The organism is Kitasatospora sp. NPDC091335, from assembly GCF_044757205.1.
In the GTDB taxonomy this organism is placed as follows: Bacteria; Actinomycetota; Actinomycetes; order Streptomycetales; family Streptomycetaceae; genus Kitasatospora.
Window position 1 is genome coordinate 240,522 of sequence record NZ_JBIVUM010000005.1, and the last position, 13,625, is coordinate 254,146.

Here is a 13,625-nt window from a genome sequence, read left to right on the forward strand (position 1 = left end):
GCGGGGGGGCCGCGGGGGGGGGGGGGGGGGGCGGGGGGGGCCGGGGGGGGGGGGGGGGGCGCCGCGGGGGGGGGGGGGGGGGGGGGGGGGGGGGGCCCCCCCCCGGGCCCGCCCCCCCCCCCCCGGGTCACTTCGTCGGGTGGGTCACTTCGTCGGAGCCGCCGACGGCGAGAACGCGGCGCTGGGGGTGGTGCTGGGCGCGCCGCTCGGCGTGGTCGTCGCGGTCGGGGCGGGGGTGGGGCAGCCGGGGGCCGCGGTGGGCGTCCCGGTCGGCGTCGCCGTCGGGGACGGGGAGCCCGTCGGGGTGGGCGTGCCGGTGGGCGTGGCGGTCGCCGTCGGGTCCGGGCAGGCCGTGGGCGTACCGGTCGGGGTGCCCGTCGGCGTGCCGGTGGGCGTGCTCGTGGGCGTGCCGGTCGGGGTCGCCGTCGGGGAGGTGCTGCCGCTCGGGGTGGTCGTCGGCGTCGCGGACGGCGAGGTCGAACCGTCGGGCGTGGGCGTGGCGGTGCCGCTCGGGGTGGTGGCCGGAGTGGTCGGGGTGGTCGTCGGCTGGGCGCTCGGCGACGTGTCCGGGGTCGGCGTGGCCGGGACGGTCGGCTGCGGCTCCGTGGCGGGCGTGCTGTCGCCCGAGCCCGTACCGCCGGTGCCGGGACCGCCGACGGGGAGGGCCGGGAGGTACGGCGTGGGCAGCGAGGTGGGCGGGAGCACCGAGCCGGGACGGTTCGGGACGGTGGTCACCGAGCCGCTGCCGAAGTGCGCCATCCAGTTGCGCACCGTCCGCAGGTACTCGCCCGAGTTGTTGTAGCTGAGCACCGCCCGGTCGAGCTGTGCCGGGTCGGTGAGGTCGCGGCCGCCGGCGCACAGGTAGCGGCCGGCGGTCTCGGTGGCGTCGAAGACGTTGTTCGGGTCGGCCTTGCCGTCGCCGTTGGCGTCCACGCCCCAGGAGGCCCAGGTGGAGGGGATGAACTGCATCGGCCCGACGGCACGGTCCCAGCGGGCGTCGCCGTCGTAGCGGCCGCCGTCGGTGTCGGGTATCGCGGCGAAGCCGTTGCCGTCCAGCGCCGGGCCGAGGATCGGCGTCAGGGTGGTGCCCGCGGCGTCCACCTGGCCGCCGTTGGCCTGGCCGGACTCGACCTGGCCGATCGCGGCCAGCAGCTGCCAGGGCAGGTGGCAGCCCGGCGAGCGCTGTGCCAGCGCGGCCTCGGCCTGGCGGTAGGCGGCGAACACGGTGGCGGGCAGGGAGGCGCCGGTGGCCGCGAACGGGCCGGCCGAGGGCAGGCCGGGCAGCGCGCCGGGAGGCTGCGGGAGCTGGACGGTGCCACCGCCGTCGGCGGGAACGCCGGTGCCGAAGGTGCCGGGGGTGCCAGGCGCTGGGTCGGTGCCGGGCAGGGCCCGGCCGACACCCTGGCCGGCGGTGCCGTTCACCGGACCGACGTCGGCGACCGCGACCGGGGCGAGCCCGATGCCCGTCACCTGAGAGCCGGTCAGTGCGGCCAGTGCGGCGAAGGCCGCCGCCGTGCCGGTGACCCGCTTGCCGATCCGGAGCTTCCGTCCGCCCTTGGCCTCGTTGATCCGCGCCGTCATCCGCTACCCCTCCCCGTCGCCGTCCGGACCCTTCCGGAACGGTTGATCTGTCGTCATCGTGCCCGTCCATACCGGGCGGGCCCCACCACCGTGACGATTAGTATCACGACGATCTGACAGGGACAGGGTGACCGGAAGGCGGACCGGAGCCCTCCGAGGGGTTAACTCGGCACTTCAGTGGGGGTGCGGCGGGGTGCGGGGCCACCCCCGGGCATCGGCCGCCCGCTCCTCGCTCCCCGCTGTCCGGGCGCAACGTCCATTCCCGTACGGACAGTTGGCCGGGAGACCAACAGCAGGGGGTGGGCGCTCCCCGGCGCCGGACCGGCGGTTCGGAGCGCGGGGGTGGTGCGTGCGCGGCGTTTCGGGCCCCCCGGCGCCGCCCGCCGGCCGCCCGTCTGACCTGGCGGAACGTCGGACGCCCGGCGCGGCGTTCTCTACCAGGACGGGCCCAGGGACGCCAGGGGGCGGCCCCGAGTCGGCCCTGGACGGGTGACGTTCTGGTGAAAATGGGCATGCCAGGAATCGCCGCCCGGCATGCTGTGCCGCGTGATGATGCGGATGGAGGTCCAGACCGTGAGCCCGAACCTGCCGGAGACCCTCGCCGAGGGGGCGGTCGTCCTGCCGGCGCCCCCTCGGGTGGTGGACGACCTGGCCCGTGACCTGACCCAGGCCGCCGCCGCCGTCCGGGCGGTGTCGCGCACCTGTCGCTCCGGTGGGGACGTCGCGGTCGCCGCGTACACCGCCGTGGTGTGCACCGGCCGTTCGGCCGCCAGCGCCCTGGAGGAGGCCGCCGCCTGGTGCCGGCAGGCCCCCGACGCCGAGGTGCACTCGCTGGCCTGGGCGCGGGTGCCGGGACACCGGGAGGACGTCCACGAGTACCGCGTCACCATGGCCGTGAGCTTTCCCGACGGCGAGACCGGCGAGCACGCCGGCGACACCCACCGCGCCCTTCGCTGAGGTCGTATCATCGCCCCATGGCTGAGGGGGGTACGAACGAGATGGCGAAGGACCCGGACGACGGACCGGACGGCGCGGTGGCAGGGACGGTGACGGAGCCGGCGACGGGGGACGGGGCCGACGGCCCGCGGGAACTTCCGCGGGCCGCCGCCGTGGCGGTCACCGTGCTCGCGGCGGTGTGCGGCGCCGCGGTGCTGCTGGCGGTGTTCGAATGGCTCGGGTGGTCGGCCCCGGGGATCGGCTGGATCGTCGCCAAGGCCGGGATCAAGCTCGCCGTCGGCGGATTCGCCGGACTGGCGGTCGGCTTCGCCTGGCTCCGGTCCAGAATGCGGGCGCGGAGCGGGAGTTGACCGCCGCGCCGGTCAACCGGACTGCGGCGACGGGCAGACGAGATCGCGCTTGGGCGCGGTGTCCTCCAGCAGGTAGCGCTCGACCACCCCGGTCACACAGGAGTTGGGCCCGGGGTACTGGCCGTGGTCGCCGTTGCCGGTGACGGTGACCAGCCTGGAACCGCGCAGCGCACGGTGGGCGCCGAGCGCGGCCTCGTAGTAGGTCGCCGGGTCGTGCACCGAGTTGAGCATCAGCGTGGCCGGCAGGTGGGCGCCGGTCACTTTGACCTCGGGCGCCGGGGCGACCGGCCAGGACGCGCAGACCGCGCCGAAGGCGAGCGTCCGGGCACCGGCCAGCGGCCCGCGGGCGGTGCTCTCGGCGCCGCGCTCGATCCAGGTGTCCAGGTCCCTGGTCCACGGGGTGTCGTTGCAGGTCACCGCGAAGAACTCGGCGAGGAACTCCGGGCCGAGGTAGCGGGTGAAGAGCTGCGCCGTCGCGGCCCTGGTCGCCGGGTCGGCGCTCTGCCAGGTGTCCAGGGTGGCCAGGACCCCGGCCAGGGCGGGGAAGTCGGAGGCCTGGTAGAGCGCCGAGACGGCGATGTTGTCCAGCTGGTTCGGGCCGATCGTCACCGCGCCCTCGACGATGGGGGAGTCGTGCAGGGCCGCGCGCCGCCGCTCCCAGTGCGCCTGGACCTGCTCCGGCGTCGAGCCCCAGTGGTAGGTGGCGTCCCGGGCCGCGAGCCAGGGCACGAAGTCCTCGTCGAAGCGGCGCTGGAAGCTCGCCGGCTGGCCCAGCTCGAACGTCTCCCAGGTGCCGTCGAAGCCGATGTTGCTGTCCAGCACCATCCGCTCGACCCGGTGCGGGAAGAGCGTCCCGTAGTAGGCGCCGATCATCGAGGCGTAGGACGGGCCGTAGTAGCTGAGCTTGCGCTCGCCGAGCAGGCCGCGGAAGAGGTCGATGTCGTGGGCGGTCTGCTCGGTGGTCAGGTAGGGGATCAGGTCGCCGCTTCGCTCCTGGCAACTGGCCGCCAGCTTCCTGGAGTTGGCGATGACCCGGTCGATCGCGGCCGGGGACCGGTCGCGGAAGTCGCCGGCCAGGAACTCCTGGAACTCCTCCTGGGTCTGGCAGACCGCCCTGGTGCTCTCGCCGACCCCGCGCTGGTCGAAGCCGACGATGTCGTACGCGGCGGCGACCGCCGGGGCGTGGGCGACCAGGTTGACCGGGCGCAGCAGGCCGGTGCCGCCGGGGCCGCCGGCCGCCATCAGCAGGGTGCCCTTGCGTCCGGCCTGGTCGGTGGCGCGGTGCCGGGAGACGGCGATGGTCAGGTCGGCCCCGACGCCGGGGTGGTGCCAGTCGCGCGGGGCGGTCATGGTGGCGCAGTCCAGGGCGGGCTGCCGGGCGCAGGGCTGCCAGTCCAGGGTCTGGCGGGTGTAGCGGGCGGGTGCCCGGTCCGCGTCGCCCGGGTCGGAGCCGGTGGCGGCGCCCGCGGTGGTGGGCGCCGCCAGGCCGGCCAGCACCGCGGCGGCGAGGGCCAGCGCGGCGCGCCGGGTGCGGGGCGCGCGCCCGGCCGCGGAAGCCGGGGCGTGCGGGGCCGCGGGGTGCTGTGCGGCGGGGTGCTGGACTGCGGTCGTGGTCACGGGAACGATCCTGTCCGAGCCCGGCATGACGATCGATCATCCCCACTGCCGTCTTCGGGGTGGTGCTGGATACACCCCCGCGGGGGCGGGGGCTCCAGTCACCCCGGCCGCTCAGTACGCGGCGGTGAAGCGGGCCCGACGGTGGGCGGGCCGCTCGGTCTCGTCGAGGAGTGCGACGGCGAGATCCTCCATGGAGATCGCCGAGTCGCCCCCGGCGTCGACCAGCAGCTCGTCGCCGCCGGTCCGGAACCGGCCGGTGCGCACGCCGGGCTCCAGTTGCGCGGCCGGGCTCAGGTACGTCCAGTCGACGTCCGCGGGCGCGGCGCGGTAGAGGTCGAGCTGCTCACCGCAGGCCAGGGCGATCGCCCGGATCCCGTCGGGGAAGCCGGGGCTGTCGACGAGGGCCATCCCGCCGCCGCCGGGAACGAGCAGGCTGCCCGCGCCGCCGACTGCCAGCAGCCGGATGCCGGTGCCCGCGATCCCGGTCAGCAGGCCCTTGGTGGCGATGGCCAGTTCGTGCTCGCTGCCGGGCACCGGACGGGTGGCGGTGATCACCGCGTCCTGTCCGGCCGCGATCCGGGCGACGTCCTCGGGGTGGCGGGCGTCGCCGACGGCCAGGGCGGCGGCGGACGGCAGGCCGTGCGGCTTGGCCGGGTCCCGTACGACGGCGGTGACCTGGTGGCCGCGGGACAGGGCCTCGGCCACGACCCGGCTGCCGACGTTGCCGGTGGCGCCGAACACGGTGATGCGCATGGGGTACTCCTCGAAGACGGTGGCGACGGTGGTGGTGGGACGGGATCAGGCGGGTTCGCGGACGGACCGCGGGGTGGCCGCTGGTTCGGCGTCGGCTGCCGGCCGCGCCGAGTGGCTCGGCCGTCGGATCTGGGCGGCGATCAGCGAGCCGAGCACGACCAGTGCGCCGAGCGCCTGGAGCGGGCTGAGGTCCTGGCCGAGTGCCAGCCAGCCGAGCAGGGTGGCGACCACCGGACTGAGCAGGGAGAGGAAGGAGACCGAGGTCGGCGGCAGCTCGCGCAGTCCGCGGAACCAGAGCACGTAGGTGACGGCCGCGCCGATCAGGCAGAGGTAGGTGTAGCCGAGCACGTTGGCGAGCGTGTAGTGGGAGGGCGGCGCGCCCTCGGAGAGCAGGGTGACCGGCACCAGCAGCAGTCCGCCGGCGGTGAGTTGCCAGCCGGTGGTGGCGAGCATCGGCGCGGGGGAGACCCAGCGCTTGGAGAGGACGATGCCGGCGGCCATCACCACGGCGCCGCCGAGTGCGGCGGCCACCCCGATCGCGTCCAGCCGGGCGCCGGCCCGCAGCACCAGCAGGCTGACGCCGGTGACGCCCGCGATGCCGGACAGCACGGTGCGCAGGGTGAGCCGGTCGCCGAGGACCAGGGCCGAGAGCCCGGCGGTGACCAGCGGCTGGACCGCGCCGACGGTGGCCGCGATGCCGCCGGGCAGGCGGTAGGCGGCGATGAACAGCAGGGCCTGGAACACGCCGATGTTGAGCGCGCCGAGGACCAGTGAGCGCCACCACCAACTGCCCTGCGGCAGACGGCGAGTGACGGCGATCAGCAGCAGCCCGGCGGGCAGGCAGCGGATGACGGCGGCGAGCAGCGGGCGGCCGGGCGGCAGCAGCTCGGTGGTGACGAGGTAGGTCGTGCCCCAGACCGCGGGGGCGAGGGCCGTCACCAGGATGAGGGCGAGGCGATTTCTTAGCACTAAGGCAATGTATCTCAGCGCTAAGGCATTCTTCGCCGCGTGGGGCAGGTGACGTGGCTCACAGTTACCTCATCGCTAAGGAATTCGGCCGGGATCGCTACCCTGAACCCGTGGCAGATCACGTGGACCGCGTCGTTGCGCAGTGGGGCGCCGAGCGCCCCGACCTGGACGTCTCCCCGATGGAGGTGTTCGGCCGGCTCAAACGCCTCTACCGCCTGGTGGACGCGGCGCTCAACCGCACCTTCGCCGACCACGGACTGGACGCGGCGTCCTTCGACGTCCTCGCCACCCTCAAGCGCAGCGGCCCGCCCTACCGGCTCACCCCGACCGGCCTGATGCAGTCCGCGATGGTGACCTCGGGCGCCATCACCCAGCGGCTGGACCGGCTGGAGGCCCGCGGCCTGGTCACCCGCACCCGCAGCGACCAGGACGGCCGCAGCCGCGAGGTGGCCCTCACCCCCGAGGGCCACGCCCTGATCGACCGCGCGCTGCCCGACCACCTCGCCACCGAGTACCGGATGCTGGCGGGCCTCGACGAGGCGCAGAAGGGCGCGCTCGTCGAGGTGATGCGCAGCCTGCTGGCCGACCTCGAGGACGGCCCGGAGTAGCGCCGGCCGTCGGGTCGGCGGCGGCCCGGCGGTCGGCAGCGGCCCCCGGGCGCGGTCGTGACCCCCGTCCGCGACCCCGCCCGGTGCGCTGCTCCGGCCTGTGGCGCTGCTCCGGCCGGTGTCAGGGACGGCCGGTGCCAGGGACGGCCCGTCCTACGGGTTGACCGCCACCGCCTTGAAGAAGGTGTAGTGGAACGTCCCGCCCGGCCCGGCCGCGCGGCGCAGCTCCGCGAGGCCCAGGTCGAACGCCTCTGGGCTGGTCAGCCCGGCGGCCAGCGCCTCCGCCCGGACGGCCTCGACCATGGCGACGAAGGTCCGCAGGGTGAAGCCCTCCACCAGGGCCGGGCGGGAACCGTCGGCGTAGACGGTGCGCGGACGGACCGTCACCTCGGCGAACCCGGCCGCCGTCAGCAGCGGGTGGAGCCGGCGTCCGAGCAGGCCGTCACCGCCCGCCCGGGCCTGGAGCCGGACCAGCAGGTCGACGGTCCGGCGGGCGGCCCGGCTCTCCGGGTGGAAGAACGCCGAGCCGTGGTCGCCCTCGATGACCGTGATCGTCCCGCCCGGCCGCAGCACCCGGCGCAGCGCCGCCAGCCCGGCCACCGGGTCGGGCAGGTGCTCCAGCACGAAGCACACGAAGACGTGGTCGAACGAGCCCTCCGGGAAGGGAAGTTCGTGCAGGTCCCCGTGGTGCCAGGTGACGTCGGCGGCCGGCGCCTGGGCCGACACCCGGGCGCGGGCCTGCGCCAGCGACTCCGCCGAGAGGTCCGCCGCCGTCAGCCGCACGCCCGGGCTGGCGGCCAGCAGGTGCACGGTCTGCGCCCCCACCCCGCAGCCCGCCTCCAGTACCAGGCTGCCGGCCGGGTAGGCGGTGCCCGCGTGCAGCAGGTCGGCGAGGGTGTCGGCCTGGTCGCCGAGGCGCAGCGCCTCGGTGTCCGAGTAGCCGTGGACGTAGCCGTGGTGGCCGCTCCGGCGCACCGGCGCTTCTTCTGTCGAGACAGTCGTATCCGTGGTCATGGCCCCACCCTCGCCGCCACTATGGTCCGGTGAACAGGTCCAAAGCCGAGGCATCCGACCGGTCCAAAGAGACCGGCGCCGACTTCCTCCAGCTCGACACCAGCGGCGTCCCGCGGGGCGGCCTCACCGCGTGGCTCGCCCGCCGGCTGCGCGAGGCCGTCGCCGACGGGCGGCTCCCGGCCGGCACCCGGCTGCCCGCCGGCCGGGAGCTGGCGGCCGAACTCGGCGTCTCCCGCGGGGTGGTGACCGACGCCTACCGGCGCCTCGCGGAGGAGGGGCAGGTGGCCGGGCGCGGCCGGGGCGGCACGGTCGTGGTCGCGGCCCCGGCCGTGGCGGAGGAGGCACCCGTGGCGCGGCCGCCCCGCCCGGCGCCCGCGCTGTTCCGGGACGACCCCGGCCCCGAGGTCTTCGACCTGCTGCGCGGCACCCCCGCCAGGATCGACCTGACGCCCGGCGTGCCCGACCTCGCGGCCTTCCCCCGCGCCGCCTGGCTGCGCGCCGAGCGCGCCGTGCTGGACGGCCTCGCCGCGGCCGACCTCGGCTACGGCGACGTCCGCGGCACCCCGGCCCTGCGGACGGCGGTCGCCCACTGGCTGGCCCGCAACCGGGGCATCCGCGCCGACCCGGACGAGGTGCTGATCGTCGCCGGTACCGCCCAGGCCCTCGCGCTGCTCGGCCGCGCCCTCGGCCGGACGGGCGTCACCGAGGTCGCGGTCGAGGACCCGGGCTCGCTCGGCGCCCGGCAGCACCTCGCCCACTGGCTCGCCGCGACCCCGCCCGTCCCGGTCGACGCCGAGGGCGTCCGGGTCGACGCGCTGCGCGCCACCGGCGCCCCGGCCGTCCTGCTCACGCCCGCCCACCAGTACCCGACCGGCGTGGTCCTCGGCGGCGACCGGAGGCGCGAACTGCTGCGCTGGGCGGGCGAGGGCGGCCTGGTCATCGAGGACGACTACGACGCCGAGCACCGCTACGACCGCCCGCCCGTCCCGGCCCTGCGGGCCGTCCTGCCGGACCGGGTCTGCTACGCGGGCAGCATCTCCAAGCTGCTCGCCCCCGCGCTGCGCACCGGCTGGCTGCTGGTCCCGGCCCGGCTGCGGGACGCCGTCCTGGACGCCAAGCGCTTCGCCGACCTCGGCAATCCGGTGCTGCCCCAGCTGGTGCTCGCCCGGCTGATGGAATCCGACGAACTCGACCGCCACCTGCGGCTGCTGCGCCGCCGCCACCGGCGCCGTCGGGACGCCATGATCGCCGCCATCCGCACCCACCTGCCGGGCGCCGTCGTGCACGGCGCGGCGGCCGGCCTCCATCTGATGCTGACCCTTCCGGAGGAACTCGGGTGCGCGGACACCGAGTTGGCCGCCGCCGCACTGGCCGCGGGGGTCAAGGTGCAGCCGCTGTCCTGGCACGCCCGGCTGCCGTACCCGTCCGGTCTTGTCCTCGGCTACGCGGCGGGTTCGGCGGCCGAGATCGCGGAGGGCGTCGCCGTCCTGGGACGGCTGGCCGGCCTGGCGCCCAGGAGGCCCGGTTCGTGACGGACGGGCCCGGCACAACGGCGCCGCCGTGCCGCCCGGAGAACGGGCGGCACGGCGGCGATCGGTGCGGTGCGGGGGTCAGGCCGCGAAGTAGCCGTTCAGGTCGGCGATCACGTGGGCGTCACCCCAGTTGTTGAAGATCGTCACCCGGCCGTCCACCACCGGGACGACGACCAGGTTGGCCCTGGTCCGTCCGGCGGTGAAGTTGAGGTTCGACACGCCCGGGCGGGCGGTGCCGTGCGGGTAGACGATCAGGTGGCTGTCCGCCGTCGGCCCGGTGACCGTGACGTTCAGGACCACGGCGGTCACGCCGGTGGACGGCACGCCCTGGAGCGCGGTCACCGGCACGCTGACGATGCCGCCGCCGCCCACCGCCCCGGCACGGGCGCCGGCACCGCTGCGGGTGTCCAGCAGCCGGACCGGGGTGGTCGGCGAGAAGACCGAACCGGAGTCCCCGTAGTAGCCGGTGACGTCGGCGATCAGGTCGACGGAGCCCGCGTTGTTGCGCAGGTCGACCTTCCCGTTGACCACCGGGACCGTCACCAGGTTGGCGACGATCTGGCCGGCCTCGAAGTTGAGGTTGGAGACGTCCGGGCGGGCCTGGCCGTCGGGGTAGACGGTGACGTGGCCGGGCTGGGTCGGGTTGACGGCGGTGACGTTCATGACGACGGCGGTGACGCCGGTCGCCGGGACGCCCTTGACGCCGGCCACCTGGAGGGCGACGACGCCGCCCTCGCCGACCCGCTGGGCGGGGGCGCCGGTGCCGTTCCTGGTGTCCAGGAAACGGGCCGGGGTGATCGGAGTGAGCGCGGAACCGGTGGCCCCGTCGGTGTAGTAGCCGGTGACGTCGGCGATCAGGTCGACGGAGCCCGCGTTGTTGCGCAGGTCGACCTTCCCGTTCAGCACCGGGACCGTCACCAGGTTCGGGACGACCTGGCCGGCCTCGAAGTTGAGGTTGGAGACGTCCGGGCGGGCCTGGCCGTCGGGGTAGACGGTGACGTGGCCGGGCTGGGTCGGGTTGACGGCGGTGACGTTCATGACGACGGCGGTGACGCCGGTCGCCGGGACGCCCTTGACGCCGGCCACCTGGAGGGCGACGACGCCGCCCTCGCCGACCCGCTGGGCGGGGGCGCCGGTGCCGTTCCTGGTGTCCAGGAAACGGGCCGGGTCGATCGGGACGAACCGGCTCCTGGTCGTGGGGGTGGCGGCGGTGACGGTGAAGGCGCCGGGGAGCGAGACCCCGTAGACGCCGTCGAGCGCGATGTCGTAACTGCCGGGTGCCAGGCCGTTGGTGTCGAGCAGCACGTCGAGTGAGGTGCCGTCGGCGCTGGCGGACAGGGTCGTCGTCACCGGGTTGGTGGGGGCGCCGTTGCCCACCAGCTTGGCCTTGTTGCCGAGGTGGAGCCCCTTGCCCCTGATCACGGCCTGGATCCACGTCCCGGCGGCGCCGGTGGACGGGCTGACCGAGGCCAGGGCCGGCTGCGGCTGCGGTCCCGGGCAGGAGGAGAAGTCGCAGACGCCCTGCATGCTGTACTCGACCGGCGTGCCCGTGGTGGCGTGGCTGAGGATCAGCACGGCCTGCTCGGGCTGCGAGTCGGACGAGCACCGGCCGCCGAAGGCCCCGTAGTTGGAGGAGCACTGGTAGCCGTACTCGTCGTTCCAGCGGGAGCCCCGGAGCAGGCGCAGCAGCGGGAAGTCGTCCTGCCGGGTGGCGCTGGTGGTGCCGACCACGTTGAAGGACTGGTTGGCCTTCATGTCGACCACGGCGCAGTAGGCGGTCGAGTCGTCGGTGAAGACCCCGCCGCGCTGCGGGAAGCCCTCGACGCTGACCGGGTTCGCGGCGCACTCGGGCGCCCAGCCCGCGGCCGTCCCGACCTTCCAGGCGTCCACACCGGCGTGGATCGTCGCGCCCGCGTACCCGGAGGCGAGCACGACCGCGGTGTACGAGCCCGCACCGGTGAGCCGGCAGGAGACGCCGAACTGGGTGCAGACCTGCTTGCCCTCGGCGTCGAGCACGCCGAGCAGCGCGTTCTTGCCGTACGCGCCGTCCGAGGTCCGGACGCCCAGGGTGTACTTGTCGCCGCTCGCGGCGGTGACCCGGACGCACCGGGCGTCCAGTGCGGAGGTCAGGTCGAAGGAGATGCCGGGGCCGCCGACCCTGGTCGAGGACGGGGTCAGGCAGTTCGCGCTCGGCGAGATGTCGTGCCGGGCCAGCCGGTAGGTGTCGGCCCCGCCCCAGCCGATCAGCAGCGCGGTGTAGGCCACGCCGGTGGCCAGTCGGCAGGACTTGGCCGAGTTTCCGCCCGCGACCGCCGTGCAGACCGGGGCGCCGGACGCGTCGAACACCGTCACGTCGGCGTTGAGCTTGTTCGTGGTGTTGGTGTAGTCGGTCAGCTCGGTGACGGAGTGCCGGTCCGCGGGCAGGCTCAGGCAGGCCTGCGGAGCGGCCTCGGTCACCGGGACCTCGGCGCCCCAGCTGCCGTCGAACCCGCTCTGCGGCCAGGCGGTGCAGCCACCGGTCGCCTCGCTCCGGTGGACCACCAGCCCGTAGGCCTTGGACGGCGTGCCGGTCAGCACCGCGCGGAACGGGGCGGTGCCGGTGAGCTTGCAGGCGACGGACGCGCCGCGGGTGATCTCGCACTGCTTGGCCCCCGAGGCGTCGAAGACCTGGGCATCGACCGTCGCGCCGTCGGCGGGCGGCCGGTTGAGCAGGTACACGCCCTTGCCCGAGGCCGTCGGCAGGGCCAGGCAGAGCTGCTGGCCGAGGCCGCCGAAGGTGCCCGTGGCCGGACCGGCCGTCAGACCGGTGTCGTTGGCCGCGACGCAGCCCCGGGTCTCCCTGGCCGAGTGGAAGGCCATGCCGTACGCGCCGACCGAGGGCGGCGCGTAGGCGTCGACGGCCCAGGTGTAGTCACCCGTCGTCAGGTCGCAGGCGCCCTGGAAGCAGGGTTCCCCCTGGGCGGTGCCGTCGGCGGCGAACAGCGCGCCGGGGACGGAGCCGTCGTTCGTGACGAGCGGGCCGAAGCCGTACCGCGTCGACTCCGGGACGCGCAGCGTCCGGCAACGCGTGGTGGCGGTCAGGTCGGGGGAGACGCCGAACGCCTGGGGCTCGACGAGCGTGCAGCCCTCCGGGTGGGAGAACCGCGCCGCGAAGACGTCGTACGCCAGGGCCGCGCCGTTGTAGCGCTGGACGGTGAAGCGGTACGGCGCGGAGCCGGTGAGCCGGCAGTCGGGGTAGGTCGACTTGCCGCAGACCTCGGCGCCCGTGCCGTCGTAGACGACGACGCTGCCGCGCTGGCCGGTGGAACCGGTGCGGAGCACGTCGCCGGCGGCGAGGCCGTCCACCCGGTAGCAGTCACCGGCCGAGCCGAGGGCCAGCGAGCCCTGGACGTCGGTCGGGGCGCCGAGGGCGAGGTCGGCGGCGCCGAGCGTCCGGCACGCGGTGGTGGACAGCAGCGGCAGGTAGGAGAGTGCGAGGCCGGTCGGCGCGGCGGAGTAGGTCTCCACCTTCAGCGTGTAGGTGCCCGCCCGGGTGGTGGCGCAGCGCAGCGTCCTGTTGCCGTCCCAGCTCGGGCCGACCGGGTCGTCGCAGGTCACGGCAGTGCCGTCGGGCGCGATCACGGTCGGGGTGACCGAGCCCTGGGTGGGGACGATCTGCAGGAGCAGCAGGTCCTTCTGCTGTGGCAGGTCGAGGCTGAAGACGGTGGTCCCGCTCGGGTCGGCGGCGCAGCTCGCCACCGCGCCGGACCGCAGCGCCGTCGGGCACGGGCCGCTCGGGTCGGCCTGGCGCAGCTCCTGGGCGAGGGTCTGCTGGTCGGCCTTGCGGTCGGCCTCCCGGCCGGGTGCGGCGGACGCGGCGGACGCGGCAGGGCTCGCGTCCGCGCTCGGCCCGGCGGCCGGGTTCGGGTTCGCGTTCGGTTCGGCCGGTGCGCCCGCCTGCGGCGCGACGGCCGCGGCCGTCGCCGCCCCCACGGCCCGGGCCGGCGCGGCCTGGCTCACCAGCGAGGCCAGGACGGCCAGCAGCAGGGCTCCGGAGGCGGCTGCGCGGCCGCCCCCACCCCGCCTTCGTCGTACTCGTCTGCCGATCGGCAGCACGTTCATCTCATCCCCCCGTTGTGGGCAGGTCGTGCACGGAAAGGTCGTACATGTGAGCGAGCTGGCGGAGTCTAGCGGGACGTGTGCGCATCCTGCCATCGGTTACCGAGGCGTAGGCCGGCCCGTCCCGCACCCCGTGCTGACGCCGC

General features: G+C 75.4%; 10 protein-coding genes. 4 read left to right on the top strand and 6 right to left on the bottom strand.

Annotated features, from left to right (window positions below; all coding sequences use genetic code 11):
• Positions 1–144 precede the first annotated feature (144 nt).
• Positions 145–1,581 (bottom strand): lytic transglycosylase domain-containing protein, encoded by a 1,437-nt coding sequence (locus ACIQOW_RS14765; protein ID WP_401084106.1) that lies wholly within the window; start codon positions 1,579–1,581, stop codon positions 145–147.
• A 573-nt stretch (positions 1,582–2,154) separates the two neighbouring features.
• Between ACIQOW_RS14765 and ACIQOW_RS14770 the strand changes: the two genes are divergently transcribed.
• Together ACIQOW_RS14770 and ACIQOW_RS14775 are read left to right on the top strand one after the other, a co-directional pair.
• Positions 2,155–2,538 carry a hypothetical protein gene (locus ACIQOW_RS14770; protein ID WP_401084108.1) on the top strand — a complete coding sequence of 128 codons (384 nt, stop codon included), beginning with the start codon at positions 2,155–2,157 and terminating at the stop codon, positions 2,536–2,538.
• Positions 2,539–2,555: 17 nt separating this feature from the next.
• Entirely contained in the window at positions 2,556–2,888 is a 333-nt protein-coding gene (locus ACIQOW_RS14775) for a hypothetical protein (RefSeq protein WP_401084110.1), read from the top strand.
• A 12-nt stretch (positions 2,889–2,900) separates the two neighbouring features.
• Here the strand turns inward: ACIQOW_RS14775 and ACIQOW_RS14780 are convergent, their stop codons facing one another.
• The 3 genes from ACIQOW_RS14780 to ACIQOW_RS14790 form a co-directional block, all read right to left on the bottom strand.
• Complete coding sequence (locus ACIQOW_RS14780) at positions 2,901–4,505, bottom strand: alpha/beta hydrolase (RefSeq protein WP_401084112.1); 1,605 nt, start codon at positions 4,503–4,505, stop codon at positions 2,901–2,903.
• Between the two features lie 111 nt (positions 4,506–4,616).
• Positions 4,617–5,258: an NAD(P)-dependent oxidoreductase gene (locus tag ACIQOW_RS14785; RefSeq protein ID WP_401084114.1), complete on the bottom strand. Its 642-nt coding sequence runs from the start codon at positions 5,256–5,258 to the stop codon at positions 4,617–4,619.
• 45 nt (positions 5,259–5,303) lie between these two features.
• Positions 5,304–6,227: an EamA family transporter gene (locus ACIQOW_RS14790; RefSeq protein ID WP_401084116.1), complete on the bottom strand. Its 924-nt coding sequence runs from the start codon at positions 6,225–6,227 to the stop codon at positions 5,304–5,306.
• A 110-nt stretch (positions 6,228–6,337) separates the two neighbouring features.
• On the opposite strand from ACIQOW_RS14790, the gene ACIQOW_RS14795 reads away from it, so the two are divergent.
• Entirely contained in the window at positions 6,338–6,835 is a 498-nt protein-coding gene (locus tag ACIQOW_RS14795; RefSeq protein WP_401084118.1) for a MarR family winged helix-turn-helix transcriptional regulator, read from the top strand.
• A 153-nt stretch (positions 6,836–6,988) separates the two neighbouring features.
• On the opposite strand, the gene ACIQOW_RS14800 is transcribed toward ACIQOW_RS14795, so the two are convergent.
• Positions 6,989–7,849, bottom strand: coding sequence for a methyltransferase domain-containing protein (locus tag ACIQOW_RS14800; RefSeq protein ID WP_401084119.1), 861 nt, complete (start codon positions 7,847–7,849; stop codon positions 6,989–6,991).
• 29 nt (positions 7,850–7,878) lie between these two features.
• Here ACIQOW_RS14800 and ACIQOW_RS14805 point away from each other — a divergent pair, with 29 nt between their 5' ends.
• Entirely contained in the window at positions 7,879–9,381 is a 1,503-nt protein-coding gene (locus ACIQOW_RS14805; RefSeq protein ID WP_401084120.1) for a PLP-dependent aminotransferase family protein, read from the top strand.
• A gap of 78 nt (positions 9,382–9,459) precedes the next feature.
• Here the strand turns inward: ACIQOW_RS14805 and ACIQOW_RS14810 are convergent, their stop codons facing one another.
• The gene (locus ACIQOW_RS14810) at positions 9,460–13,482 is read right to left on the bottom strand and encodes a hypothetical protein (protein WP_401084122.1); all 4,023 of its coding nucleotides are present in this window, start codon (positions 13,480–13,482) and stop codon (positions 9,460–9,462) included.
• Between the last annotated feature and the right edge of the window lie 143 nt (positions 13,483–13,625).

Bases quoted from the DNA above. Each gene is read 5' to 3' on its own strand.
- ACIQOW_RS14785 (WP_401084114.1), bottom strand. From the start codon at position 5,258: ATGCGCATCACCGTGTTCGGCGCCACCGGCAACGTCGGCAGCCGGGTC.
- ACIQOW_RS14800 (WP_401084119.1), bottom strand. From the start codon at position 7,849: ATGACCACGGATACGACTGTCTCGACAGAAGAAGCGCCGGTGCGCCGG.
- ACIQOW_RS14765 (WP_401084106.1), bottom strand. From the start codon at position 1,581: ATGACGGCGCGGATCAACGAGGCCAAGGGCGGACGGAAGCTCCGGATC.
- ACIQOW_RS14775 (WP_401084110.1), top strand. From the start codon at position 2,556: ATGGCTGAGGGGGGTACGAACGAGATGGCGAAGGACCCGGACGACGGA.
- ACIQOW_RS14810 (WP_401084122.1), bottom strand. From the start codon at position 13,482: ATGAACGTGCTGCCGATCGGCAGACGAGTACGACGAAGGCGGGGTGGG.